This window comes from Pseudaquabacterium inlustre (genome assembly GCF_038066595.1).
GTDB lineage: Bacteria > Pseudomonadota > Gammaproteobacteria > Burkholderiales > Burkholderiaceae_C > Pseudaquabacterium > Pseudaquabacterium inlustre.
In genome coordinates, this window is sequence record NZ_JBBUTH010000001.1 from 92,587 (window position 1) to 118,042 (window position 25,456).

Genomic DNA, 25,456 nt, shown 5'->3' on the forward strand with positions numbered 1-25,456 from the left:
GTCAGTCCAGACCGTAGGCCTGGCGCAGCAGGCTCAAGGGGTGCTGCAAGGCCTTGGCCGGCGTGCCTGCATTGGCCATGCCCTGGGCGATGTGGTGGCCGGCCAGCGCGCAATCGCTGGCGATGACGTCGGGCTCGTCCTTGGCCATGGCCTTGAACACCGGCTTGCCGATCTTCATGGCCACCGGGTGGGTGGGCGTCTTCACGCCATAGGTGCCGGCATGGCCGGAACAGCGCTCCACGGTGTTGAGCTTCACCGTCACCGACTGGCCGATCAGCTTGAACATCTCCTCGGTCTTGCGGCCGATGTTCTGCACGCGGCCGTGGCAGGGGATGTGGTAACTCACCTTGCCCAGATCGCGCTGGAAATCGTGGCGCAGCAGGCCGTCCTTGTGGCGGCCCATCAGGTACTCGAAGGGGTCGAACATCGCATCGCGCACCGCGAGCACGTCGGGCTCGTCGGGGAACATCAGCGGCAGCTCCTGCTTGAACATCAGCGTGCAGCTTGGGATGGCGCTGACGATGGCATAGCCCTCGCGGGCATAGCGCGCCAGCACGGGAATGTTGGCGTTCTTGTGCGCCTCCACCGTCTTCAGGTCGCCCAGCTCCAGCTTGGGCATGCCGCAGCAGGCCTCCTTCTCGACGATGACCCAGGGAATGGCGTTGTGGTCGAGCACCTTCAGCAGGTCATGGCCGATGCCGGGCTCGTTGTAGTTGACGTAGCAGGTGGCGAACACAGCCACCTTGCCAGGCGTGCGCGTGCCGTCGCGCACCTCGGTGGCCACGCCGGCCTTGGGCGCGCTCCAGCGCAGGCGCCGCGTGGCCAGCTCGGGCATCCAGGCCTCGGGGTGCACGCCCAGCACGCTGTCCATCGCGCCGCGCGCGAGCCGGGTGCGGTTCACCGCGTTCACCGCCTGCACCACGATCGGGATGCCGGCGAAGCTGCCGTGCACATCGGTGCTGGCCAGGAACTTGGCGCCCTCGCCCACCAGGCCCTGGCTGAACTGGATGGCCTTGGCGCGCAGCATCAGGTGCGGAAAGTCCAGCTGCCAGGGGTGCGGCGGCGTGTACGGACACTTGGTCATGTAGCACAGGTCGCACAGGTAACACTGGTCGACCACCTTGGCGTAGTCGGCCTTGGCCACGCCGTGCACCTCACCGTCCTCGGTGGCGTCCACCAGGTCGAACAGCGTGGGAAAGCTCTGGCACAGGCTCACGCAGCGGCGGCAGCCGTGGCAGATGTCGAACACCCGCTCCAGTTCGGCGTTGCACGCATCGCGGTCGTAGAACGCGGGGTTCTTCCAGTCCAGCGCGTGGCGGGTGGGGGCCTCCAGATTGCCTTCTTTGGTCATGTCTACCCCTCGTCCCGTGGGTACACGGGCCGATCCCCCGAGGGGATGCGCGGGCCGGCTTGGGGCGGCCCGGCGCTCGGCCCGAGAAGTCGCGGCTGTTGGCGTCAGTCCACCAACTGGTCCAGCGCCTTCTGGTAGCGGTTGGCGTGGCTGCGCTCGGCCTTGGCCAGGGTTTCGAACCAGTCGGCGATCTCGTCGAAGCCCTCGTCGCGCGCGGTCTTGGCCATGCCCGGGTACATGTCGGTGTACTCGTGCGTCTCGCCGGCCACGGCGGCCTTCAGGTTGTCGCGCGTGGCACCGATCGGCAGGCCGGTGGCCGGATCGCCCGAACCATGCTCCAGGAATTCAAGATGGCCATGGGCATGGCCGGTCTCGCCCTCGGCGGTAGAGCGGAACAGCGCCGCCACATCGTTCTGGCCTTCCACGTCGGCCTTGTTGGCGAAGTACAGGTAACGGCGGTTGGCCTGCGATTCGCCGGCGAAGGCGTCCTTCAGGTTCTGCTCGGTCTTGGAACCCTTCAAGCTGCTCATGCGAAGCTCCTCTCGGTGGGGTGTGCGGACGTTCCCGGCGCATGCGGTGCACCTGTGAACCGCACCACGGTAGCGCAGCGCCGATGACAGGGCCAATACAAAGCATCAATGTGGGGCATAGCCCGCGTCAAAGCGCGGGCAAACCCTGAGCAACTGTGCCGATCCGCTCAGCCTGCGTGGCGCAAACCTAACAGACCGAGCGTGTGTCCATGCGCTGCGCCATCCGGATCGACGAAATCCCGCAGGATGCTGAAATGGTTGCAGCCCGGCACCGCCTGGCACACCGGCACCGCGCTGGGGCCCCATTGGTCGCGGATCAACTGGTTCTGGCGCAGGAACTCCTCGCTCTCGTCGCCCCCCACCAGGGCCAGCAGCGGGCCGCCCTGCTGCGGCCGCGGAAAGAAGGCCGGCGACAGCCGCCGCACCGACGCCGGTGTGAGCCGCAGATCGCGCTGCAGGAAGGGCGTCTGGCGGATCGGCTCCAGATCGAACAGGCCCGACAGCGACACCGCGCCGCGCAGCAGCTTGCGCGGCAGATCGGCGCCCACGTCGGGCCAGCGGCACGAGGCCATCATCGCCGCCAGGTGCCCGCCCGCCGAATGCCCGGCCACGACGATGCGCGACGGATCACCGCCAAAGCCCTCGGCATGGCGCCACACCCAGGCCACGGCCTGCGCCATCTGCAGCGCGATGTGCTCGATGCTGACTGCCGGGCACAGCGCGTAGTCGGGCACCACCACGGCCGCCCCGGCCTGCACGAAGGCGGGCGCGATGAAGGAATGGTCGGCCTTGTTCAGCGCCCGCCAGTAGCCGCCGTGGATGAACACCAGCACCGGCGCGCCCGGTGCGCGGGCCGGAAACACGTCCAGCGTCTCGGCCGCGCCATGCCCATACGGCTGGTCCTGCAGCACCGTGAGCCCCTGGCGGGCCAGTGCCGAGGCTTCGGCCCAGCGGCCCAGGTGCGCCAGCGCATCGGGCACGCGGGCGCGGTTGTCGTACTGGGCGTCGTGCCAGGCGGCATCGTGCAAGGGCATGGGGTCTCCGCAAAGGGGTGAGTGAAGGCGCCCGGTGGGGGCGGCATGGGCCCGGTTTCTACCCTGCCGCGCAGGCGCCGGAAGCCCGTTCTTTCGCTGCTATACTGCGCGCTGCTTCGGGGACGTAGCTCAGCTGGGAGAGCGTCGCGTTCGCAATGCGAAGGTCGGGAGTTCGATCCTCCTCGTCTCCACCAAGCAACCTGGTTTCTATGCCAGGACAAGAAGTTAAGGTCTGACAGGGGCTTGCGCCCCGCCGACTGTGTACCGATGGTGTGTTCCTTCAGGGTCCGCTCATGACTGGCGGATGCGACATGAAGCGAGCTACCGGGGTGTACCTTCGCCCGGGATCAAACATCTGGCAGTGGGCTGTCAAGGCCCCAGCCGACCTCAAGCACCTCTACCCTGGGCAGTGGGCACACCGGGTCTCGCTGGGTACGGCCGACCTGCGAGAGGCCAACACTCTTGCTGCCAGGCTCCGCGCCGAGTGGCTGGCACGCTTTGATCAGCAGCGCCGCCCGGGACAGACGCCAACCGCACTGGCGCCAACAGATGGCGGCCCCGCCGTGCTCGCCAAGGTGCAGGCCTGTTTGCACGTGCTGATGCAGCAGAAGCTGCAGACGCTCGATTACCGCGTCGCACTGATGCGACCCGACGAGCGACAAGCGGCAGCAGACGGATACGACGCGACCTTGGATTTCGCCGAAGAGGCAGCCCACGAGACAGACCGCACCGAGCCCGAAGCCTTGGCGCTTCTCGGCGAGGCCCTTGCAGCAGCAGGCATCCCGCAAGCGACGCTCACAACGGACTCGCGAAGGGCTTGCGAACGCGCTGCACAACTTGCCCGAACACGACTCCTGGCCCTGCAATTGGAAGCCGTGGAGAACCCGGGCGGCCCCTACGAGAAGCGTCGAGCGTGGCTGCCGCCAGCCGAGCACTCAACTAGCGCCCCGGCCAGCGTTGACACACGAGCGGCACTCGCGCCGCCTGGGCTACACAGCCCGGCCGACGCCTTCAAAGCCTGGCTCGACGCCAAGCCCGGCCGCCCACGCAAGACGGTCGAGGCCTACCGCGCAGCTGCCGACCGCCTCGCGCAGCACCTTGGCGATAAGCCACTGGAGCGGATGGATCGCAAGGATGGCCGGGACTTTGTGGCTGAACTGATGACGGAAGCCAAGAGTCGCGGCAGAACCTCGCAGAACACGGCCGCGAACATCCTGGGCCGCTGCAAGACGCTTATGACCCAGGCGGTCGACTTGGAATGGATCAAAAGCAACCCGCTGCAAGGCAGGACCATCGAGCGGGTCAAGGTCGACCGCAAGCCCTGGACGCTCCCGGATCTCATCCGGTTGTTCGATGACCCGCTGTTCACCCGGTACCAGATTCCGACCGCCTCGGCCGCAGGCAAAGATGCAGCTTACTGGCTGCCATTGCTCGGGCTGTACACGGGGGCACGCATTTCCGAACTGGCCCAACTGGGCATCGACGACCTGAGGCACATGGACGACGCAGGATGGGTGCTTGCCATCCATGAGCAGGGCGAAGACCAGAGCGTCAAGAACGAGCACTCGATACGGTCTGTCCCAGTGCATCCCGAGTTGATCCGGCTCGGCCTGACCGACTACCACCGCGCCATCAAGGACGCCCGCGCTACGCGCCTCTGGCCCGCTGTCGTCTTCACCGACCTCAACGGCGCCGGCGGCAAGGTCAGCCAATGGTTTGGGCAGTACAAGACCGCCAAGGGCTTCGGGCCGGATCTCGTCTTCCACTCCTTCAGACACACCCTGGAGACCGAACTACGCGCGTTGTCTGTGCCGAGGTACCACATCGCCGCGCTGGCCGGGCACGCCAGTTCAGACGTCAGTGACGACTACGCCCACCCAACGCCGACCGTGCTGCGACCACACCTGGAGCGCCTTCGCTTTCCCGGCCTGAACCTGCCCAGAGTCTTTGCCGCACCAGCCTGGACGGCATCGACCACCCCGCGTTCGGCGAGCACCAAGACGCGATCAAACGCCCGACAAGTTCGGTCGACGCTATCCGAGGGTCCAGGACTGTCCTATACCTAGACAGTCCAGGACAGTCCTAGACAAGGTGCTGGCACTCCCGGTGATTCCGACCAGCCGATAGCAAACCTGACGCACATTGCCAATCTCAGGGCTGGCCGCCCAGGTCGTGACAGACGAGTTCGGTCTACGCTATCCGATGGTCCAGGGCTGTCCTATATCCAGGATCCCAGGATCGCACGCGAAGCACTGCCGCGAGCGGCTGGTGACATCCACTGTCCTGGACCCCCTGGGATCCCGGGATCCAGGTGGGAGGCTCGTTGGAAGGGGGCGTATGAAGCCCCCACCAAGGTGGAGGCCCGAGACCGGCCTACGCTCCCTCCTGGACGGTCAAGGATCCCAGGATCCTGATGGGTGGCTCGTTGGAGGGGGCGTGGGAAGCCCCACCAACCAGGACCACGCTCAAGAGCAGGTCCGAGACGGAGCCCGCAGGAGAGCCGCCGGGCGGGGGTCGCCACCTGGCGCTAACCGCGACCATTGAGCGCGGTCAGTCGCAGTACATGGCGCACCCTGAGCCGGTCGCGTTGAGCCGATTGGACGCCGGGGGAACAGTCGACCGAGGCAACCTGCGGTTGCGACGGCCGCCAAAGCCTCATAGAGCCACCGCAAGGTGCTTGTGGCTACCTACCCCTTACTCGCATCAAGATCGTGTGCTGTAGCGCGATCTGAGCGGCCGCAGAGACGCCAGGGGCGGCACGGTCGCCCGATCATTGCCCCAGGCCTTGCCGGAACCCCAGCGATTCACGCCCTCGCCTCCGCATCCGCGCAAGCACAGATCCCCCCCGCACCCCGGTCTCGAGCCCCTCCCCCGGTCGGGCTTTTCGAGCACCCGCCCACCATGGCGAGACCCGGCGGCCGACCGGCGCGACTGGCCCAGCGAGAGGCGTCGCACGGCCATGCAGGGACTGACCCGCCAAGACCGGGCCGAGCCGAGCCGAGCCGAGCCGAGACGGGACCATGTGACCGAAAACGTCCGATTGCGAGCACTGTCCGACACCATGCCCGAAAAGTACCTTGACAGACTTTTGGGCACGCCGGATGATTCGGGCATCCATTTCGAGCACACGCCGTCAGGAGGCCCCTTGTCCCGAGTCTTCGCCTACTGTCGAGTCAGCACCGCTGACCAGACCACCGACAACCAAGCCCAGGAGATCCAGGCCGCCGGCTTCGCCATCGACCCCAAGCGGGTGATCCGCGAGACCGTCTCAGGCAGCCAGGCCGCCCAGCAGCGCCCCGGGTTCGCCAAGCTCCTGGACTGCCTGGAAGCCGGGGATGTCCTGGTCGTCACCAAGCTGGACCGGCTGGGCCGCAGCGCACTGGATGTCAGGCAGACCGTGGACCGCCTGGCCGGCATGGGCGTCCGGGTTCACTGCCTGGCGCTGGGTGGGGTGGATCTGACCAGCCCGGCCGGGAAGATGACCATGCAAGTCCTGGCCGCCGTGGCCGAGTTCGAGCTGGACCTGATCCGCGAGCGCACCGCCGCCGGTCTGGTCCGCGCCAAGGCCGAGGGCAAGAAACTGGGCCGTCCGTCCGCCTTGACGGACGAGCAGGTCCGGGACGTCCGGGACCGCCTAGCGTCCGGGGCTTCCAACGTGTCCGCACTGGCTCGGGAACTGGGCGTCGGCCGGGCGACGATTCAGCGGGTCATGGCCGACCCGTCGGCAGAGCAACAAGGAGCACGAGCATGAGCGGCAAGGACATCGGCGCCATCCTGACCCTAGTTGTCTTGCTGTGGCAGGTGTACGCGATATGGGAAGACATGAACGGTCGTTGACTTGAATGACCATCCACGCTCGCGCCCACCTGTTTTTTTTTGCCGCTGGATGCGTTCAGGCAGACAACAGGCCCAACTCTTCAATTCGGATGGCCATGGCTATCCTTGACACCCGGAACTGCACATGGAGAGGCACGAAGCTGCGGCCGTCGAAACGATCGACACCAGCCAGCAGACGCGCGAGAGAACGTTGCGTGTTCACCTCGTTGATGACCTCGCCTAACGACTTCCCACGAAGCGCAAACGCCGACTCGTCGGACAGGACGAACGGTGACATCCGAAACGCCTCTTCGAAACGAGCACGCACCAGATTGGCGGGCATAAGGAAGTAAGTGGCGAACTTATTCGCCTCTGCCTCAATCGGGTCGTAGGGCTGCGGCGATCCGTCCAGGGGCCGATCACGGTGCATCGTGCCAAGCGACGGGTGCAACACTGCATGCCCAAGCTCGTGCGCAGTAGTAAACGACCGGACCGGAGTTGGGAGGTGGCGCCCCACGCGTACAACGCGCTTCGCGGTGTCGATGAGCCCCGCCACCTCAATAGGGCCACCTCGCGCCGACATGTGGCCAAGGCCGTCAACGTACTCAAAATCGAAGCCGACCAAATCCAAGGCGACAGACGCGTCGAGCAACTCAACAGGGTCGGCAGGCACCTTGCCGTCCCAGATCTGCACGCGGTCGCGCCACAACCGGAATTGCAGGTCCCGCGCCTTCAACTCTATTTCGCTGTCCTTCCAACGCCGAACAGAAGCAGTACGAGTGGCGGCATTTGCCGCTCTAGTCTCCTGCTGGCCATCAACAAAACGGTACGGATTACCATAGCTCTTGGCGTCGATAGGCATGGGACGACCCGAGCGCGGCGCGGTATCAGCCTCGTCAAGCGCCTCAATACCGGCATATGGATTCCCGAGCGCCTTCTTGGACGGCACGACATTCTTGAGCGTCGTCGCAGGCGCACCAGTGGCGGGCATGTCGCTCATACCCAGCCTGTCGGCATGCGCATACGGATTCTCAAGGACCTTGCGAATCGAAGACACCGCCTGCATCGCTGCTCTGTGATGCGCGTCCAGGCCTCGCTGGGATTCCTCCAACTGCTCCATGTGTGCGTAGGGATTCCCGAGCAGCCTACGTGCCGCAGATATCAGAGACTGCTCAGAACCGGCCATACGTCATCCTGGATAGATTGACAGTGCGCTCAGTCTAGCACTTAGGCTCCTATCCCTCCAGGACTGGGCCACGATTCAGGCTACACTGAGCGCCTGCGGACCCGCACTGTGTACCCGCCATCTGGCACCTCGCAGCTAAGTCCTTGATTTCTAAGCTTTTCGACGACTGGACCCCGATCCTCCTCGTCTCCACCAGGCATTCAAAGGGGCTGCATCCGTGAGGTTGCAGCCCCTTGTCATTTCCGGCACCGGCGCCAGCACCGCGTTCCGGCGCCGGCCAGGCGTCACACCGCCTTGAACACCGGGCTGCGCACGCGCTGCGCGTCGGCGGCCGAGAGGAACTTCTCGGTGTGGATGTCGCGCTCGAACAGGCGGCCCTGCATCAGCGTGTTCAGGCAGGCGTCGATCATGGCCGGCGGGCCGCACAGGTAGGCCTTGTGGCCGCGGAAGTCGCCGTTGAACAGCGCGCGGGCCGCCTCGTGGGCGTAACCGCGCTCGCCAGTCCAGCCGCTGCCCTCAGGCTCGTCGGACAGCACCGGCACATAGCGCAGGTGGGGGTGCGCACGCGCCAGGGCCTGGAACTCGTCATGGCCGTACAGCTCGGCCTGGCTGCGCTGGCCCACCACCAGCGTGATGGGCTGGGTGCAGCCTTCGGCCAGCAGATCGAGCACCATGCTGCGCGGGCTGCTCAGGCCCGAGCCGCCGGCGATGAACAGCAGCGCCTGGCCGGCCGGCGCCCCTGGCGCACCCGCCGCGCCAGCGCGGTGCGCCGAATTGCGCACGAAGAAGCGGCCATAGGGCCCGGCCAGCGGCAGCCAGTCACCCACGCGCAGCTGCTCGTGCAGCCAGCCGGTGCCCTGCCCGCCCGGCACGCGGCGCACCTGCAGCTCGATGGTCTGCGTGTGCGCCACCTCTTGCGGTGCGCTGGCGATCGAGAACGCGCGGTGCAGGCCGAGCGCCGGGATCCCCAGGTTGACGTACTGCCCGGCCTGGAAGGCGATGGGCGAATTCAGCCGCAGGTGGATGGCCTTGACGGTGGGCGTCAGCGTCTCGATCTGCTCGACGGTGCCGATGAAGTCGCTCACCGGCAGGCGCAGCGCATCGGGGTCTTCGTCGATGTCGGCCTCGATCACCAGATCGGACTGGGCGCGCGCGCAGCAGGCCAGGGCCTGGCCTTCCTCGCGCTCGAAGTCCATCAGCGCGAAGGGCGAGGCCTCGCCATGGTCCACCTCGCCCTCCCGCACGCGCACCTTGCAGGTGGCGCACAGGCCGTGGCAGCAGGCGTGCGGCAGCCACACGCCGGCACGCAGGCAGGCGTCCAGCACGGTCTGGTCCTCGGCCAGGTCCAGCGTCTGGCCGATGGGCTCGATGCGCAGTTGGTAGCTCATGCTGCGGTGCCCTGCCCCGCCTCAGAACGCCGCGCCGGCCAGGCCGGGCTGGCCCGGCGTGCGAAAGCGCAGCACCGCCTTGTGGCCCAGGCCGTTGTCGGCCAGGCTCTGGTCCATCTGCGGCGTGAAGCGCTCGCCCGAGCGCAGCCACTCGGTGGCCGCCCAGTCGATCTGCGCGAACTGCGGGTGCTGGCCGTACAGGCCGGGCAGCACCTGCTGCACCAGCGCGCCAAACGGCATGCCAGGTGGCACCGGAATGCACAGCGGCGTGGCGAACATCAGGTGCTGGTCCCAGCCGATGTTGAGCAGCTGGTTGCCGTGGAAGTGGTCCACGGTGTCCTTCATGGTGCCGTGGTAGTCGGGGGTTATGGCTTGGACGCTCATGTCGTGGTATCCAGGTCTTGCGGGTGGCGCGTTCAGGCCTGCTGGCGTTGCAAGGGCTGTAGCAGCGTCTGCATGGGGTCATGCATGCTGGCCGGCCGCTGCGTCCAGCGCTCCCAGTTCTGCGCATCCACATGGCCCTGGAAATCGCCGCCGTCCAGACCGGCGGTGATGCCCATGTAGCGCAGCGCCTGCACCAGCGGGTTGAAGTCGGGCGCGGTGGGGTTCACATCGGGCAGGAAGTAGCTGCCCTGGTAGATCTGGTGCACCGGCAGATGGGCGTGCACGTACTTCTGCGGTTCCTTGGCAAAGATCTCGCGGCAGCCGTCGCTGCAGCAGTGGAACTTCTCGCCCAGGTAGCTTTCCTCGCGGTAGCAGATCTGCGTGGGGTCATCGGGCTCGGTGAACAACAGCGGCCACTGGCACACCTGGCACAGCTGCGGCAGCGTGGCGTTGGCGAAGGGCGTGCCGGCCTGCTCCATCGCTGCCCAGTGCGCGTAACGTGGGCGGTAGTACCGGTCGAAGGTGTCGGGGTACTTGGCGGCCAGCCACTGCTGCTCGTCCTCGCTGGGCAGCCACACCGGAAAGCCAGCCGCATGGCGGAACTGGTAGAAGGTGCTCCACAGCTGGTGGCTCACATGGGCCTTCTCCTTCACCGTCACGTCGGCGTGGCGCGGCGGGCGGATGCCGTAGCGCGCCAGGTCGGCGAACAGCGCGCCGCCGTTCTGCTCGTAGTAGATCTCCCAGGCCTCGGCCCAGCTCATCACGCGCTTGGGCAGCATGTAGTCCATCATGGCCGCCACCAGGCTCAGTAGGCGGTAGCCACGCCAGAACCACTTGTCGATCCAGCCCTGCACGATGGGCACGTTGGCCGGGTCCTGTTCCAGCAGGAACTTGATGACCTCGATGCCCAGCGTCATGTGCCGCGCTTCATCACTTTGCGCGCTGAAGCCGAAGCTCACCGTGGACATGTCGCCGTTGTAGGCCGCGCCCGACATCCAGGGCATGAACACCAGGTTGGTGAGCACGTATTCGAATGCGAAGCAGATGCCCACCACGAACTCGAACGGCCCGCTGGACACCGCATCCTCGAAGAAGCTCTTGGGGATGCTGAGGTACCAGGTGCGGTCGTACTGGTACGGAAACTCGCTCATGCCCGCGAAGTACTTGTTGTAGTGGCTGAGCGCGTGGGTCTGCGTCTGCGCGTGGCGCAACTCGTCGATGGCCTGCATCTGCGCCGCGATGCGCGCGGCCGTGCCCGGGAACTCGCGGCCCACGATGTTGAAGCCGCGGTGCGACGCGTACTCCATGCCGATGACGCCGTTGATGAAGATCTTCAGCGCCTGCAGGTAGCGCACATCGCTGACGTTGAACTGCGCGTTGTTCTGCTGGAAGGCATCGAGGATGGCGTAGAGCTTGCGCTCCTTCTCGCCCTGGTACTTCCAGTAGGCGTCCATGGTCAGACGGAAGGGGTCTTCCCACTTCTCCCAGTCGTGGATCTGGATGCCCTCGAACTGCGCGTGGCGGAACACGTCTTCCGGCTTCTGGTACGTGGGCTCCCAGCCCAGGTCTCGTGTGAGCAGCGCGTAGTTTTCCTTGAGGCTGAGCTTCTTGGCGGCGGTCTTGGCGGCTTCGGCCGTGGGCGTCAGGGTGGCTTGGTTCATGGTGTCTCCTCGGTGTCTGGATTCGGCGTGCTCAGGCAGCGCGCCACAGCAGCGTGAACTCGTCGTCGGTCTCGTCGATCTCGCCCGACAGCGACACGAGGTGGATGTGCACCTCGCGCAGATCGAACTCGCGGCCCATGGCTTCTTCGATGCTGGCGCGGCACACGCTCAGGCGGCCAGGGGCGGTGATCTTCACCAGGCCCGGCAGCTCGTCCACCACGGCCTGCGGGTTGTCGGCGGCGATGGCCTGCACGATGGGCAAGGTGTCGTTGTTGGCCTGGAAGGCGATGAACACCGGCTGCTGGCTGGTGCACACGGTGGCGGGCGGGGTGGCGGTGACGGCGGTCATGCAAAGCTCCTGCGGATCGGGTGGTGGCGGCGGTTCACGCGCTCAAGCGTCCAGCCCCAGGCGGGCCAGGCGGGCGCGCAGGTCGGCATCGGCCTCGCGCAGCGCCGGGCCACCATCGCGGCCCATGGCCGTTTCGGCCAGCGGCGCCAGCGCGGCGCCAAAGGCCTCGCGCCACTGGCGCGCCCAGCCGCTGATCAGCGTGCGGTTGGCCTCGCTCTCGGCGGCGCAGGTCTTCACCACCGCATCCACCCAGCGCGCATGCTCTTCCTGCCAGCGCAGTGGAAAGTCCAGCACCGTGGCCAGCGCCGTGCCGTGGCTGCGCGCCAACCAGGCCTCGAAGCGCTGCAGCAGCGTGCCGTACACCAGCGCGTCGGCCACCAGGGCTTGCGCCACCAGGGCCTCGAACCAGTCGCGCCGCACGAACACGTTCTCGATCTCGCGGCGCAGCGGTTGCCAGGCGGCATCGGCCATCCAGCGCTGCTTGGCCTGGGCCAGCGACGTGCCGGTGTGGCCATCCAGCAGCAGGCCGATGCGCGACAGGTGCTGGGCCATGCCCAGCCGGTCCATCATGCCCATGGCCGCGGCCTGGGTGATGGCCGTGCCCCAGCCGTAGGCGGCCACCTCGGCCAGGTTGGTGTTGCCGCCCCACTCGAAGTGGCGCAGCGGCAGCACGGTGGCCAGGATGGCGGCCTGCGCCGCCTCGGGCAGGCTGCTGAGCAGGCCGCGCTTGTCGGCCAGCTCCATCTGCCGGTCGGCCGCGTCCTGCATGCGGCTGCGGGCGATGGTGTAGCTGCCGTAGTAGTACTGGCGCGGATCCTTGGCCGCGTACCAGTCGCGCATGGCCACCGCCGTGCGGCGGGGGTCATAGATGTCGCACTCGGGATCCCACAGCGGCTTGTAGTGGAAGTTCACCTCGGCCTGCAGGTGGTAGGTGCCCTCCTGGTAGCGGCTGGCCGGCTTGTCGCCAAAGCGCCGGGCGATGTGGCCGAAGGTGTGACGCAGCGGCTTGACGCTTTGCACGCGGATGTCGACGGTCATGGGCTTGTCTCCTCTCTCTGTTGGCTGGGTGCGGGTTGAATGGGGGGCGCTATTCGGTGAGGCCGGGCCGGCCGTAGCGCCACTTGGCCTGCTCGGCCGCCAGCGTGGCGGCCTGGGCGTCGTCGATCAGGCGCACCTGGTGCTCGGCGCAGAAGGCCTCGAAGGCCGGGCGCGGCAGGATCAGATCCACCGCCAGATCGGGCGAGCCGATCGCGAAGTCGAACTCCACGAAGCCATCGGGCCGCTCACGCGTCACGCGCACCCAGCACAGGGTGTGCGGCGCCGGCCGCGGCAGGTCGAACACGGGCATGGCAAGTCTCCTGGCGGCCCGCTCGGTGTCTGATGTTGATCAGGGGGCGGGCTTGCCAGGCACAGGTGCGAAGGCCGTGCCATGGCACGGCGACTGGCCCGTTTCCGCGGGAAAGCCCCAAGCCCGGTCCCGCATCGTGGCCAGCCAGATAGGCATGGCGAGCGTTGTCTGCCGCACACCGCTGCCCATGCTTCGCTGCGGTGTCGAAAGCTCCGCACATGCGCCTGTCGGGGGCAGCGGCCGATCTGTTCAATCCTGTGCAGGCCCCGACGCAGGGCAAGCGGCTACCGGACTGGGCTGGACCATGCAACGCGTTTGCAACACACTCCAGCCCATGAAGACCGCCATCCTTCCGCAGGTGCGTGTCGAGCCTCAGCTGAAAGCCGACGTCGAGTCGGTTTTGCGCGAGGGCGAGACGCTGAGTGACTTCCTCGAAGCCACCGTGCGCCAGGCAGTCGATCAGCGGCGCATGCAGGCCGAGTTCAGTGCCCGTGCCGAGGCGGCGTGGACACGGTTTCAGCAGACGGCTGCTGGGACGCCTGCGGACACTGTGGTCGACGAACTACGCACCAGGCTCACCGCCCGGCGCCGTGAACTGCAGAACAAGCGCCGGCCCGCCGGGGCACGAGCTTCGCCGTCATCGTCGACCCCGAAGCACGGACAGACCTGCTGAGGCTGTACGACCAGCTGCTCGATCGCACCGAGTTCGCGGGAGACCTGGACACGGCCGACCGCGCGCTCGAAGCCAGCGAGTCGGCCATGTTGGTGCGGTCGGGAACGCCCTTCCTGTTCCGCAAGGTGGTCGGATCGCGCAGCGGCCTGCGCCGTGAACTGGCGATTCCGTCCGGCGCGTCAGGCTATGTGCTGCTGTACGAGATCGCCTCGCCGCAGCAGGTGGTGGCGCTGGCCGTGCGGCACCAGTTGGAGGGTGAGACCGATTGACCCACTCCGGCGCCCAGTGGGCCACTTGGGGCGGACGGCATTGGCCTGGTCGGGGCACACAAGCAGACCACGAACAAGGCGACAGTACATAGCGGCGCGCCTGGCGCGCCGCTGTGAGCCTCAAGCCGCGACGGCAGGCTTGGCCTGTTGCTTCTTGCGGCGCTTGACCAACAACAAGGCACCGGCCATCAGCACCATCATGGCCGTCGGCGGCTCATCCACGGTGGAGGTGGGCAAGATGTTGACCTGAACGTCGTCAAGCGTGATACCGCGGTAGTCATCCGTCGGCGACGTGTTGGTGAAACTTAATTGCGTGGCGGGATTGGTGCTCTTCGCCACATAGTCAAAGCTTTGATAGCCGGCCGGCAGCACGAACTGGAACGTGTCTGTGCCAATGGTGACTTCCAGCGGACCGGTCGTCTTGCATGTGACGCAATATTGCGCGAAGAAGCTGACCTGGTAGCGCTGACCCGCCACCAGCGAAATGTCCGTGGCCAGCGATGTGCCCTGGTTCATGAAGATGGCGACATGGCCCTCAGGAATGACGACTCCGCGCGGCCGGTAGACCGCGCCATCCATGGCATACGACCTTTCGCCATCGCCGTCATCTGTGACGCGCCAGCCCTTGAGCGTTGTCGAATCGTAGTTCGTCGGGTTGTCCGCCAGATACTTGTAGCCCGAACTGAGATCCAACGACGGATCTTCAAATCCGCCGTTGGTGACGAGGGTTGCCTGCGCTGCGCCAACGGCAGCCAGCAAGGCGAGTCCAAGAACACACAGCTTGGCGCTGCTTCGAATCGTCATTGGGTACTCCATGGTCAATTTGACGTTGCGACCCGTTGACGCGGGCGATGTCACATGAACACCCCACCCTCCCAGCCACAGGTCAATGGACAGTCTAGGGACGAAAAGGCGCATCTGGACCGCTCGGGATCCCTTGACGCCCCTCGACCCCTCGGATAAGGGGCAGCGCGATGTCTTAGCCCGCTGCCCCTGGAGCCAACCCCTTCAGCCGATAAATCAACTGCGACCTGCTCAGTCCCAGCAGCCGTGCCGCGGCCGACTGGTTGCCGCCCGTGGCCTCCATCGCCCGCCGCACCAGTTCGGCCTCCAGCACATCCAATGGCACCTGCGCCTCGCGGCCGGCGGCACATTGGCCGGCCAGCAGGGCCTGCACGCGCTGGCCCAGGGTATTGCCGCCATCGGCATCAGCAGTTGCGCAAGGCGCGGCAGCCGGCGTCTGCATTGCATCGTTCGCCGCCCCCGCCACCGTGCGCTGCCGCAAGCTCCCATCCCGCTGCAACGCCAGCCAATCGGCCGGCAATTGCTCATCGCCCAGAAACAGGTGCGGCGTGTCGATGGCGCCACCGTCGCTGGCCAGCACCACGCCGCGTTCCACCAGGTTCTCCAGTTCGCGGATGTTGCCGGGCCAGTGGTAGGCCAGCATGGCGTCGATGGCGCGGCCGGTGAAGCCGCTCACCTGGCGGCCATCGCGCTGGTTGTAGTGGCGCAGGAAGTGGTTCATGAACACAGGGATGTCCTCGCGCCGCTCGCGCAGCGGGGGCACGCGGATGGGCAGCACGTTGAGGCGGTAGTACAGGTCTTCTCGGAAGCGGCCGGCGGCCACTTCCTGCTTCAGGTCCAGGTTGGTGGCGGCTACCACGCGCACGTCCACCTGCACGGTGGCGGTGCCGCCCACGCGCTCGATCTCGCGCGCCTGCAGCGCGCGCAGCAGCTTGCCCTGGGCCGTCCAACCCAGGATGCCGATCTCGTCCAGGAACAGCGTGCCGCCCTGCGCCCGCTCGAAGCGGCCGGGCCGGCTGGCCAGCGCGCCGGTGTAGCCGCCCTTCTCCACCCCGAACAGCTCACTCTCGATCAGCTCGTCGGGGATGGCGGCGCAGTTGATGGCCACGAACGGGCCTGCGGCCCGCGGGCTGATGCGGTGCAGCGCCTGGGCCAGCACCTCCTTGCCCACGCCGCTTTCACCCAGGAACAGCACGGTGGCCCGGGTGTCGGCCGCGCGGCGCACCATGTGGCACACGGCATTGAAGCCGGCCGACACACCCACCACGGCGCTGTCGCCCAGCAGGTGGCGCGCGGCACTCGGGTGGCCGCTCACCGGCGCGGCCACGCCCTGGCTCAGCGCATCGGCGCGCAGGCTGGCCAGGTCGCCGGCGGCGGCCGGGTCGTCGGCAGGGCCCCAGGCCTCGGCGGGCCGGCCCACGATGACGCAATGCGGCGCGCCCTGGGCGCGGCACTGCAGCTCGCGAAACACCACTGGCCGGCCCATGAAGCGGCTGACAAAGCCGCTGGCATAGCCCACCTGCTGCCAGCAGGCGGTGTGGCCCACGATGCCATACACCTGCACATGGGCCTCGGCCTCTGCGCTGCCATGCCAGTTGAATTCACCCAGGAAGTGGCCGCCCTCCTCGTCCAGTTCCAGCGCCACGGCCTCCACGCGCGCCACACCTTCCAGCATGTGCAGCTGCGGGCCGATGGTCACCGCCTCGGCCGGACGGTCGCTGCAGCGCAGCTCGCGCGCCAGCTCGGCATCGTGCGCGCCGCTGTTGTAGCCCATGCGGGTGATCAGGCCGCGGGCCTTGTCCAGCCCCAGGCTTTCGATCAGCTCCTGCCGCAGCACACCCATGGCGCTGTTGTGCAGCAGCACCATGCGCTGGTCGTTCAGCCAGATGCGGCCCTCGCGCGCATCGAAGTGCAGGCGCGAGACCAGTTCGTCGGTGGGCGACAGTGCTGCGCACGAGGCGCAGCCCACGGGTTGCAGCGCGGCCATGGCTTGCCTTTCACGGCAGGCCCTTGCGGCGGCCTGCATCCATGAACAAGGTGCTGCCGGCCAGGGCATCGGCCTCGGGGGCCAGCAGCAACTGGATGGCCCAGGCGATCTGCCCGGGCGTGGTGAAAGCGCCGATGGCCGACTCGGCCTTCATCTGGTCCAGCACGGCGGCCAGGCTGATGCCGTCGCGCTGGGCACGGGCGGCGGCCACGCGGTGCAGGCGCTCGGTATCGGCCGGGCCGGGTGCCAGCAGGTGGGCGGTGATGCCGCGCGGGCCATAGGCCCAGCTGAGCTGGCGCACCAGGTTGGCCAGCGCGGCATTGGCCACGCCGGCCGTGCAGGCATAGGCCGTGGGCTCGAAGCCGTAGTGCCCGCCGATGGCCACCAGCCGCGAGCCTGCGGTGAGCCGCTCATCGGCTGCGCGCACCAGGCGCATCAGGCCGGCCACCTTGATGTTGACCGCATCCACCACCGCAGCGGTGCTGGCCTGCAGCACGCCGCCGGCCGTGGCCACGCCGGCGCCTTGCAGCACCAGGCGCACGGGGCCTGGCAGGGGCTTCAGTGCGCTGGCAATGGCCGCGATAGCGCTGTCGTCGCCGATGTCGGCCTGGCAGCCCAGCACACCCGGCACAGCGTGGGCCAGTGTCTGCAGCGCATCGGCATGGCGCGCCACGGCCAACACCTGCAGGCCGCGTTGCGCCAGCGTTTGCGTGATCACCGCGCCCATCGCGCCGGTGGCGCCCACCACCACGGCAATGCCTTGATCGGCGGCCATGGGCTCAGGCCGCCGCAGGTGCGCCGGCCTTGGCGCCGCGCACCACGTCCTTCAGCAGGCCGCGCTCCTTGGCCAGCGTCATCGCGGTGTCTTCGATCATGTCTTCTTGGCCGGCGATCATCTTCTTGTGGCCCAGGGCCACCAGGATGTCGCGCGCCGGCACGCCGAAGCGCGCGGCGGCCCGTTTGGCATGCAGCAGGAAGGTGGAGTAGACCCCGGCAAAGCCGAGTGTGAGCGAGTCGCGGTCCACGCGCACCACGTGGTCCATCATCGGCACGATCACCTCCTCGGCCACATCCATCAGCTTGAACAGATCGACGCCGGTGTCGATGCCCATGCGCTCGCACACGGCCACGAAGACCTCCAGCGGCGTGTTGCCTGCACCCGCGCCCAGGCCGGCCACCGAGGCATCGATGCGGCTGGCACCGGCGGCAATGGCCGCGATGGAGTTGCTGATGCCCAGGCCCAGGTTGTGGTGGCCGTGGAAGCCGATCTCGGTCTCGGGCTTCAGCGTCTGGCGCAGCGCATCCACCGCGGCGGTCACGTCGTCGGGCAGCATGGCGCCGGCCGAGTCGGTGATGTAGACGGTTTGCGCGCCGTAGCTTTCCATCAGCCGGCCTTGGCTCGCCAGGCCTTGCGGCGAGTTCAGGTGGGCCATCATCAGGAAGCCCGTGGTGTCCATGCCGAGCTTGCGCGCATAGGCGATGTGCTGGGGCGAGGTGTCGGCCTCGGTGCAGTGGGTGGCCACATGCACGCTGCGGGCGCCGCAGTCGTAGGCGCTGTGCAGCTCGCGCATGGTGCCCAGGCCGGGGATCAGCAGCACGCTCACCTTGGCGCGCTTCACCACGGGGCACACGGCGCGCAGGTACTCCTCGTTGCTGGCCAGCGCAAAGCCGTGCTGCAGCGAGTTGCCGCCCAGGCCCGCGCCATGGGTCACCTGGATCATCGGCACACCGGCGTCATCGAGCGCCTGGGCCACCTTCACCATCTGCGCCACGCTGATCTGCTCGCGCTTGGCATGCATGCCGTCGCGCAGGCACATGTCGTGCACCAGCACCTTGCGGCCCTTGAGATGGGTCGTCATGGTTGTTCTCCTTCTCTCTCAGGCGGTGGCGGCTTCGGCGATCACCGGCTTCAACGTGATGCTGCCGGCCAGGATCTCCTCGGCAAACATCTCGGCAGTGCGGCAGGCGGCGGCGGTCATGATGTCGAGGTTGCCGGCGTAGGTGGGCAGGTAGTCGCCCAGGCCCTTGACCTCCATGAACACGGCCACGCGCTTGCCGTCGAACAGCGGGCCGTTCACCAGGCGGTAGCCGGGCACGTACTTCTGCACCTGCTCGATCATGGCCAGCACCGAGTCGATGATCCGGGTCTGATCCGGCTCGGTCTCGCACAGGCAGTTGATGGTGTTGCGCATGATCATCGGCGGCTCGGCCGGGTTGATGATGGCCAGCGCCTTGCCCTTCTTGGCGCCGCCCACCTTCTCGATGGCGGCCGAGGTGGTGTAGGTGAACTCGTCGAGGTTAGCGCGCGTGCCCGGGCCGATGGACTTGCTGGCCAGGCTGGCCACGATCTCGCCATAGGCCACCGGCTGCACGCGGCTGATGGCGTGCACGATGGGGATCGTGGCCTGGCCGGCGCACGAGATCATGTTGACGTTCATCTGAGTCAACAGGCCCCCAGGTGCGTCGCTTTGCGACGCCCCGCCCCCCGAGGGGGTGCGACTGGCTTGGGAGCGGCCCGGCGCCAGTCGGTCGGCGTGTTCCTTCAGGTTGACCGGCGGCACGCACAGCGGGCCGATGGCCGCAGGCGTCAAATCCACCATCAGCACGCCCAGCGCATTGAGCTTGCGCGAGTTCTCGGCGTGCACATAGGCACTGGTGGCATCGAAGGCGATCTGGATGCCGTCCTCCAGCACGTGGGGCAGCAGGCCGTCCACGCCGTCGGCTGTCGTCTTCAGGCCCATGTCGCGGGCCCGCTGCAGGCCTTCGGATTGCGCGTCGATGCCCACCATCCACACGGGCTCCAGCACGGGGCTGCGCTTCAACTTGTAGATCAGGTCGGTGCCGATGTTGCCGCTGCCGATCAGGGCGCAGCGGATCTTGCGTGGGGGTGTGGTCATGGTGGTGCTTCCAATCATTCGGGGGTGATCCGGGCGTCGCGGATGACCTTGCCCCAACGCACGTTCTCGTCGGCAATGGTCTGGGCGAACTGTTCGGGCGTGCCGGGCGTGGGCTCGGCGCCGATCTGGGCAAAGCGCTCGGCCACGTCGGGCTGCTTCAGGCCATCGACCAGCGCGCGGTTCAGCGCCACCACGATGTCGCGCGGCAGGCCGGCCGGCGCAATCAGGCCAAACCAGCTGGGCACGTCGAAGCCCGCGAAGCCCTGCTCGGCCACCGTGGGCACATCGGGCAGCAGCGCGCTGCGCGTGCCGGCGGTGATGGCGATGGCCTTCAACTTGCCGGCCTTGACCGCAGGCGCGGTGGTGAGCAGCGAGGTTTCGAAGCTCAGCGGCAATTGCCCACCCAGCAGATCCTGCGCCACCTGCGAGGTGCCCTTGTACGGGATGTGCAGCAGCTCGATGTGGGCCAGCGATTGCAGGTACTCGCCGGCCAGGTGGTTGCTGGTGCCGATGCCCGAGCTGCCGAAGGCCAGCCGCTTGGGGTGCGCCTTGGCATAGGCGATCAGGCCCTTCAGGTCATTGAACGGTGCGCTCGGGTGGGCCACGATGGCGCCCTTGGCAATGCCGATCATGCCAATGGGCGTGAAGCTGGTGCGCGGGTGATACGGCAGCTTGGCCAGCAGTTGCGGCGCAATCGACAAGCTGCTGATCACGCCCACGCCCAGCGTGTAGCCATCGGGCGCGGCCTTGGCGATCTGCTCGGTGCCGATGTTGCCGCCGGCGCCGGGGCGGTTCTCCACCACCACGGTCTGCTTCAGCCGATCCTGCAGGATGCGGCCCGCGGCGCGGCCCAGCACATCGGTGGGGCCGCCGGCCGGAAAGGGCACGATCAGCGTGATCGGCTTGCTTGGCCAGGCCTCAGCCGCCTGGGTGAGCGTCTGCCAGCCGCCGAGCGCGCAGGGCCCGGCCGTCAGCAGCAGGGTACGCCTGCGCATCGTTGAACTCCTAGCTGATTGCCGCGCGGCCCGCGGCGGGGGCTTTAACCCAGACGGAAGCCCACGCTGCCCAGCTCCTGGAAGCGGGCACAGACATGGTCGCCCGGCTGCACGGCAATGGCCTCGGTGATGCCGCCGCTCATGACGAAGCTGCCGGCCGGCAGGCGCTCACCGATCTCGTGCAGCACCTTGACCACCAGGGCCACGGCATCGGCCGGATGGCCGGCCACCGCGGCCGACGAGCCCATGGCCACCGGCTCGCCGTTCTTCTCCAGCACCACGCCCAGCGTGGCCAGGTCCACATCGGCCGGCAGGCGGGCGCGGCCGCCGGTGACATAGCGCGCCGACGAGCTGTTGTCGGCCACCACGCTTTGCAGATCGAACTTGAAGCCGGCAAAGCGCGAGTCGATCACCTCGATGGCCGGCACGACGAAATCGGTGGCCGCCAGCACCTGCTCACGCGTGAGGTCGGGCCCGGCCAGCTCGGCCTTGGTGACGAAGGCCACCTCGCATTCCACACGCGGGTGCACCAGGTCGTTCGTCGCCACCACCGAAGCCTCGGGGCGGAAGAAGTCGGCCAGCAAGAAGCCCACCGTGGGCACGCGCACGCCCATCTGGTCCATCTTGGCCTTGGACGTGAGCCCCGCCTTCCAGCCCACCTGGCGGCGCCCTGCCCCCACCCAGCGGCGCAGCAACTGCAGCTGCACCGCGTAGGCATCGCCCAGCGTCATCGCAGGGAAGTCTTCGGTGAGCTTGGGGATGGCTTTGGCGTTCGTCTGCGCGGCTTCGATGCGGTCGGTGAGTTGGGCGATGTCGGCATCGCTCAACGCCCGTTCCATCGTGAGGTTACTGTCGCTCATACGGCGGTCTTTCCATGGAAGCGTGCGCGGCAGGTGCCCAGGCCGCCAATCGTGCACACCAGGTCGTCGCCATCGGTCACCGGCAGCAGCGGCGATTGCGAGCCGGAGAGGATGACCTCACCGGCGCGGAACGGCAGGCCCAGCTTGCCCAGCGTGTTGGCCAGCCACACCACGGCGTTGATCGGCGAGCCCTGCACCGCCGCACCCACGCTGGTGGAGTGCAGCGCGCCATTGCGCTGCAGGCTCATGCCGGCCAGTTGCAGATCCAGCTTGCGCGGATCGCCCTTGGCCTGGCCTTGCAGAAACACGCCGCAGCTGGCGTTGTCGGCCACGGTGTCCTGGATCTTGATCTTCCAGTCGCGGATGCGGCTGTCCACGATCTCGAAGCAGGGCGAGACATAGGCCGTGGCGCGGATCACATCGGTGGCGGTGATGCCGGGGCCGATCAGATCGCGCTCCAGCACGAAGGCCAGTTCGGCCTCGGCCTTGGGCTGGATCAGGCCGTTCAGGTCGACGCCGTCGCTCTCCAGACACACCATGCCGCTGGTGAGCTGGCCGAAGTCGGGCTCGTACACGCCCAGCATGTCCTGCACCGGCTTGCTGGTGACGCCGATCTTCTTGCCGACGATGCGCTCGCCGGCCTGCACGCGGCGCGCCACCATGCGGCTCTGGATGGCGTAGCCGTCGGCCACGGTGATGCCAGGAAAGCGTTCGAGCAGCGGCGCCACGGTGGCGCGGGCACGCCAGGCGTCGTACAGCCCGTCGCCGCAGGCTTGGATGAGGTCAGGGGTCATCGCTGTGCGTTCAATCAGAGTTTGATGCAGACGTTTCTGAGGTCGGTATAGAACTCGAGCGAGTGCACGCCACCTTCGCGGCCGATGCCGCTTTGCTTGCTGCCACCGAAGGGCGTGCGCAGGTCGCGCAGGAACCAGCTGTTCACCCAGGTGATGCCCACCTCCACCGCGGCGGCCATGCGGTGCGCGCGCTTGAGGTTCTCGGTCCAGATCGTGGTGGAGAGGCCGTAGCGGTTGGCATTGGCCAGCGCCACCACCTCGTCTTCGCTGTCAAACGGGCGGATGTGGCAGCAGGGGCCGAAGATCTCCTCGCGCACCACGCTGGCGGTCTCGGGCAGGCCGGTCCAGATGGTGGGCTGCACCCAGGCACCTTCGGCCAGGATGCCGGGCAGATCGGGCACGCCGCCGCCGGTGACGATGTTGGCGCCTTCGGCCACGGCCTTGGCGTAATAGCTGAGCACCTTGCGCTTGTGCTCCTGGCTGATCAGCGGGCCGTAGTTGCTGCCGGCGTCACTCGGGCGGCCGTACTTCACCGCTTCGCAGCGGGCCTTGAGTGCGGCCACGAAGCGATCGAACAGCGGGCGCTCCACATACACGCGCTCGGTGCCCAGGCAGACCTGGCCGGTGTTCATGAAGGCCGAGCGGAAGATGCCTTCCACGGCCGCGTCGAAATCGCAATCAGCGAACACGATGCCGGCGTTCTTGCCGCCCAGCTCGAAGCTCACGTCACGGATGCCATCGGCCGCGGCCTTCATGATGGCCGTGCCGGTGCGCGTCTCACCGGTGAAGGTGATGGCGTCCACGTCGTCATGGCGCGTCAGCTGCTCGCCAGCGGCATCCGGCCCGAAGCCGTGCACCACGTTGTACACGCCGGGCGGCACGCCCACGGCGTTCATCACCTCGCCCAGCAGCGTGGCGGTGGCGGGCGTCTCCTCGCTGGGCTTGACGACCACGGTGTTGCCGCAGGCCAGCGCCGGGCCCACCTTCCAGGTCATCAACAGGAACGGGGCGTTCCACGGGCTGATGACGCCGATCACGCCTTTGGGTTTGCGGATGGCGTAGTTGAGCGCGCCCGCGCCATCGGGCGTGTCCATCACGAAGCTCTCGGCCGGCACGTTCTTGACGATGTCGGCAAAGATCTTGAAGTTGGCCGCGCCGCGCGGCACGAAGGCATGCGCGATGACATGGTGCGGCTGGCCGGTGTCGGCTTCTTCCGCGGCCACGAAGTCGTCAAAGCGCTTCGTGATGCCATCGGCCACCGCATGCAGCATGGCCACGCGCTTGTCGGTGGGCATCTTGCCCCAGTCGCCCTTCAGCGCGGCCTTGGCGGCGGCCACGGCAGCATCCACCTCGCGCTGGCCACCTTCGGCCACCAGGCCCAGGCGTGCGTTGTCCAGCGGCGAGCGTTTCTCGAAGGTCTTGCCCGAGGCCGAGGCCACGAACTGGCCGTTGATGAAGTGCTGGAAGTTCTGCATGGTGCGCTGACGTGATGCGAAGGGATTCAGGACGCCGCTTGCGCCGCGGCACGCCGGGCCAGCTCGGCCGCGCGGGCCTGACTGGCCGGCACGCCGCCGATGGCCCAGCGGTCGGGGTGGATGTGGTCGATCTGAACCCGCACGCGCTGCGGGTCGCCGCCCAGGTGCCGCGCCACCACGGCGCTCAGGTCGGCCATCACGCGGTGCAGCGTTTCCACCGGCCGGCCCTCCATCAGCGCCATGCGGATCAGCGGGATCTCGGCCTGGCCACGCGGCACGCCGCGCGCCAGCACCTCGTCGGCCGGCTCGCCGGCAATGGCGTAAAGGCCCGGATCGACCTCGGTGACCCACACCTGCAACCGCTCGGGCGGCGCATCGATGGCCTGCGCAAAGGCCTGCGAAGCCTCGCGCAGCATGGCTTTGAGCACCGGCCGGGGATGGCCGGCCAGCACGTGGATGTTGGCAACGGGCATGGCGGCGCGGTTCCTCAAGTCACCACGGTCAGGAAGGTCTCGTGCATCTTGCGGTGGGCCACGTCCAGGCCGCCGCCCTCGCCCAGGCCTTCCCAGCTCCACTCGATCGGGGGCAGATCGGGGTAGCTGCTGTTGCCGCCCGAGAAGGTCTCGAAGCGGTTGCCCGACGGATCCCAGGCGTAGATGGTGCCGCCGCGGGTGATGCCGTGGCGCGTGGGGCCGATGTCGACGCGCACGTCGTTGGCGGCCATGATGTCGGCGGCGCGGAACACGCGGTCGATCGACTCCATGTAGAACGACACATGGTGCAGCTTGCCCGGCTCAGGGTGCACCACGAAGGCGATGTCATGCGCCTTGTTCGAGCAGCACAGCCACAGCGCGCCCTTGATGTCGGTGCCCGGCAGCGTGACGAACTCGGCCAGGTGGAAGCCCAGCACCTTGGTGAAGATCTCCAGCACCTGGTCGACATTCGGGCCGTACAGCAGCGCGTGGTCCATGCGCATCGGCGCGATGCCCTGGTCGAAGCGCTTGCTGTAGGGCTTGGGGTCCTTCTGGCCCAGGTCGCTGCCGACGAAGGTCTTCTTCGCGTACAGCTCGATCTGGTGGCCGCTGGGGATCTCGAAGCGCACGCGCTCGCCGGTCTCCAGCAGGTCGCCGGCGGGGATGCGCTCGGTCTTGATGCCGAAGTCGCGCAGGTCGGCTTCCAGCTTGTTGAGCGAGTGCTCGTCGGCCACCTTGAAGGCGAAGAAGTCCATGCCGGCCTGGTCGGCGGCGCGCAGGATCACGCTGTGGTGGTCGCGCTCGTCCCAGGCGCGCAGGTACACGCGGCCCGAGGCGTCACGGCCCATCTCCTCGAGCCCCAGCACGTCGCGGTAGAAACCCACCGCGGCATCGAGGTCCATCACCCGGATCTGTACGTGTCCGGGGCGCAGTACGCCAGTCATGGCCATGGTTGCAAGTCTCCTGTGGTCGCCATCTCTGAGGGTGCGGGGGCGAGGATGCGGCGACGTCTCGGTTCGCCCCGTCGGCTGGATGCTGTTGAAGCAGGCAGGGCCACTGTAGGAGCCGGCCTGTCACAACGTCCAATACCATCGAAGCCTCACCGCCATACCCGCTGGGCATGACGTGTCGCACTGGCACACTCAGATAGGTATGGTTAACCCGCATGCCGCATGGCCCTCA

General features: G+C 67.6%; 25 protein-coding genes and 1 tRNA gene. 5 read left to right on the plus strand and 21 right to left on the minus strand.

Features of this window, described 5'->3' with window-relative positions:
* Position 1: 1 nt before the first annotated feature.
* The 3 genes from AACH10_RS00445 to AACH10_RS00455 all read right to left on the minus strand — a co-directional run bounded on the left by AACH10_RS00445 (position 2) and on the right by AACH10_RS00455 (position 2,915).
* Positions 2–1,351, minus strand: coding sequence for a (Fe-S)-binding protein (locus AACH10_RS00445; RefSeq protein ID WP_341408378.1), 1,350 nt, complete (start codon positions 1,349–1,351; stop codon positions 2–4).
* A gap of 104 nt (positions 1,352–1,455) precedes the next feature.
* The gene (locus tag AACH10_RS00450; protein WP_341408379.1) at positions 1,456–1,881 is read right to left on the minus strand and encodes a rubrerythrin family protein; all 426 of its coding nucleotides are present in this window, start codon (positions 1,879–1,881) and stop codon (positions 1,456–1,458) included.
* A gap of 167 nt (positions 1,882–2,048) precedes the next feature.
* A complete protein-coding gene (locus AACH10_RS00455) occupies positions 2,049–2,915 on the minus strand; it encodes an alpha/beta hydrolase (RefSeq protein WP_341408380.1) in 867 nt (288 codons plus the stop codon).
* Positions 2,916–3,033: 118 nt separating this feature from the next.
* Here AACH10_RS00455 and AACH10_RS00460 point away from each other — a divergent pair.
* The 3 genes from AACH10_RS00460 (at position 3,034) to AACH10_RS00470 (ending at position 6,666) form a co-directional block, all read left to right on the plus strand.
* Positions 3,034–3,109, plus strand: a tRNA-Ala gene (locus AACH10_RS00460).
* Positions 3,110–3,226: 117 nt separating this feature from the next.
* Positions 3,227–4,981, plus strand: a complete 1,755-nt coding sequence (locus AACH10_RS00465) for a DUF6538 domain-containing protein (protein ID WP_341408381.1) — start codon at positions 3,227–3,229, stop codon at positions 4,979–4,981.
* 1,079 nt (positions 4,982–6,060) lie between these two features.
* On the plus strand, positions 6,061–6,666 hold the full coding sequence (locus AACH10_RS00470) for a recombinase family protein (RefSeq protein ID WP_341409183.1): 606 nt from the start codon (positions 6,061–6,063) through the stop codon (positions 6,664–6,666).
* Positions 6,667–6,807: 141 nt separating this feature from the next.
* On the opposite strand, the gene AACH10_RS00475 is transcribed toward AACH10_RS00470, so the two are convergent.
* The 7 genes from AACH10_RS00475 to AACH10_RS00505 all read right to left on the minus strand — a co-directional run bounded on the left by AACH10_RS00475 (position 6,808) and on the right by AACH10_RS00505 (position 13,047).
* Entirely contained in the window at positions 6,808–7,917 is a 1,110-nt protein-coding gene (locus AACH10_RS00475) for an ImmA/IrrE family metallo-endopeptidase (protein ID WP_341408382.1), read from the minus strand.
* Positions 7,918–8,201: 284 nt separating this feature from the next.
* Complete coding sequence (locus AACH10_RS00480; protein WP_341408383.1) at positions 8,202–9,305, minus strand: NADH:ubiquinone reductase (Na(+)-transporting) subunit F; 1,104 nt, start codon at positions 9,303–9,305, stop codon at positions 8,202–8,204.
* 21 nt (positions 9,306–9,326) lie between these two features.
* Complete coding sequence (locus AACH10_RS00485) at positions 9,327–9,689, minus strand: phenol hydroxylase subunit P4 (RefSeq protein WP_341408384.1); 363 nt, start codon at positions 9,687–9,689, stop codon at positions 9,327–9,329.
* A gap of 32 nt (positions 9,690–9,721) precedes the next feature.
* Positions 9,722–11,350 (minus strand): YHS domain-containing protein, encoded by a 1,629-nt coding sequence (locus AACH10_RS00490; protein WP_341408385.1) that lies wholly within the window; start codon positions 11,348–11,350, stop codon positions 9,722–9,724.
* 31 nt (positions 11,351–11,381) lie between these two features.
* Positions 11,382–11,699, minus strand: a complete 318-nt coding sequence (locus AACH10_RS00495; protein WP_341408386.1) for an MmoB/DmpM family protein — start codon at positions 11,697–11,699, stop codon at positions 11,382–11,384.
* A 42-nt stretch (positions 11,700–11,741) separates the two neighbouring features.
* Positions 11,742–12,737: a ferritin family protein gene (locus AACH10_RS00500; RefSeq protein WP_341408387.1), complete on the minus strand. Its 996-nt coding sequence runs from the start codon at positions 12,735–12,737 to the stop codon at positions 11,742–11,744.
* A 49-nt stretch (positions 12,738–12,786) separates the two neighbouring features.
* The gene (locus tag AACH10_RS00505) at positions 12,787–13,047 is read right to left on the minus strand and encodes a phenol hydroxylase subunit (protein ID WP_341408388.1); all 261 of its coding nucleotides are present in this window, start codon (positions 13,045–13,047) and stop codon (positions 12,787–12,789) included.
* 334 nt (positions 13,048–13,381) lie between these two features.
* Here AACH10_RS00505 and AACH10_RS00510 point away from each other — a divergent pair, with 334 nt between their 5' ends.
* Both AACH10_RS00510 and AACH10_RS00515 read left to right on the plus strand, forming a co-directional pair.
* On the plus strand, positions 13,382–13,720 hold the full coding sequence (locus AACH10_RS00510) for a YlcI/YnfO family protein (RefSeq protein WP_341408389.1): 339 nt from the start codon (positions 13,382–13,384) through the stop codon (positions 13,718–13,720).
* A gap of 14 nt (positions 13,721–13,734) precedes the next feature.
* Complete coding sequence (locus AACH10_RS00515; RefSeq protein ID WP_341409184.1) at positions 13,735–13,989, plus strand: type II toxin-antitoxin system RelE/ParE family toxin; 255 nt, start codon at positions 13,735–13,737, stop codon at positions 13,987–13,989.
* Positions 13,990–14,109: 120 nt separating this feature from the next.
* On the opposite strand, the gene AACH10_RS00520 is transcribed toward AACH10_RS00515, so the two are convergent.
* From AACH10_RS00520 to AACH10_RS00570, 11 genes are all read right to left on the minus strand, one after another.
* Positions 14,110–14,793: a DUF642 domain-containing protein gene (locus tag AACH10_RS00520; RefSeq protein ID WP_341408390.1), complete on the minus strand. Its 684-nt coding sequence runs from the start codon at positions 14,791–14,793 to the stop codon at positions 14,110–14,112.
* A gap of 175 nt (positions 14,794–14,968) precedes the next feature.
* A complete protein-coding gene (locus tag AACH10_RS00525; RefSeq protein WP_341408391.1) occupies positions 14,969–16,780 on the minus strand; it encodes a sigma 54-interacting transcriptional regulator in 1,812 nt (603 codons plus the stop codon).
* A gap of 10 nt (positions 16,781–16,790) precedes the next feature.
* The gene (locus AACH10_RS00530; RefSeq protein WP_341408392.1) at positions 16,791–17,555 is read right to left on the minus strand and encodes an SDR family oxidoreductase; all 765 of its coding nucleotides are present in this window, start codon (positions 17,553–17,555) and stop codon (positions 16,791–16,793) included.
* 4 nt (positions 17,556–17,559) lie between these two features.
* Positions 17,560–18,639 carry a 4-hydroxy-2-oxovalerate aldolase gene (gene dmpG, locus AACH10_RS00535; protein ID WP_341408393.1) on the minus strand — a complete coding sequence of 360 codons (1,080 nt, stop codon included), beginning with the start codon at positions 18,637–18,639 and terminating at the stop codon, positions 17,560–17,562.
* 18 nt (positions 18,640–18,657) lie between these two features.
* Entirely contained in the window at positions 18,658–19,677 is a 1,020-nt protein-coding gene (locus AACH10_RS00540; protein WP_341408394.1) for an acetaldehyde dehydrogenase (acetylating), read from the minus strand.
* 14 nt (positions 19,678–19,691) lie between these two features.
* Positions 19,692–20,672: a Bug family tripartite tricarboxylate transporter substrate binding protein gene (locus AACH10_RS00545; RefSeq protein ID WP_341408395.1), complete on the minus strand. Its 981-nt coding sequence runs from the start codon at positions 20,670–20,672 to the stop codon at positions 19,692–19,694.
* A 44-nt stretch (positions 20,673–20,716) separates the two neighbouring features.
* The gene (dmpH, locus tag AACH10_RS00550) at positions 20,717–21,532 is read right to left on the minus strand and encodes a 2-oxo-3-hexenedioate decarboxylase (protein ID WP_341408396.1); all 816 of its coding nucleotides are present in this window, start codon (positions 21,530–21,532) and stop codon (positions 20,717–20,719) included.
* Positions 21,529–22,326, minus strand: coding sequence for a fumarylacetoacetate hydrolase family protein (locus tag AACH10_RS00555; RefSeq protein WP_341408397.1), 798 nt, complete (start codon positions 22,324–22,326; stop codon positions 21,529–21,531). Before AACH10_RS00555 ends, dmpH begins: the two co-directional genes overlap by 4 nt.
* Before the next feature lie 14 nt (positions 22,327–22,340).
* Positions 22,341–23,801: a 2-hydroxymuconic semialdehyde dehydrogenase gene (locus AACH10_RS00560; protein WP_341408398.1), complete on the minus strand. Its 1,461-nt coding sequence runs from the start codon at positions 23,799–23,801 to the stop codon at positions 22,341–22,343.
* Positions 23,802–23,827: 26 nt separating this feature from the next.
* Positions 23,828–24,274, minus strand: a complete 447-nt coding sequence (locus AACH10_RS00565) for a tautomerase family protein (RefSeq protein WP_341408399.1) — start codon at positions 24,272–24,274, stop codon at positions 23,828–23,830.
* 14 nt (positions 24,275–24,288) lie between these two features.
* The gene (locus AACH10_RS00570; RefSeq protein WP_341408400.1) at positions 24,289–25,224 is read right to left on the minus strand and encodes a catechol 2,3-dioxygenase; all 936 of its coding nucleotides are present in this window, start codon (positions 25,222–25,224) and stop codon (positions 24,289–24,291) included.
* Between the last annotated feature and the right edge of the window lie 232 nt (positions 25,225–25,456).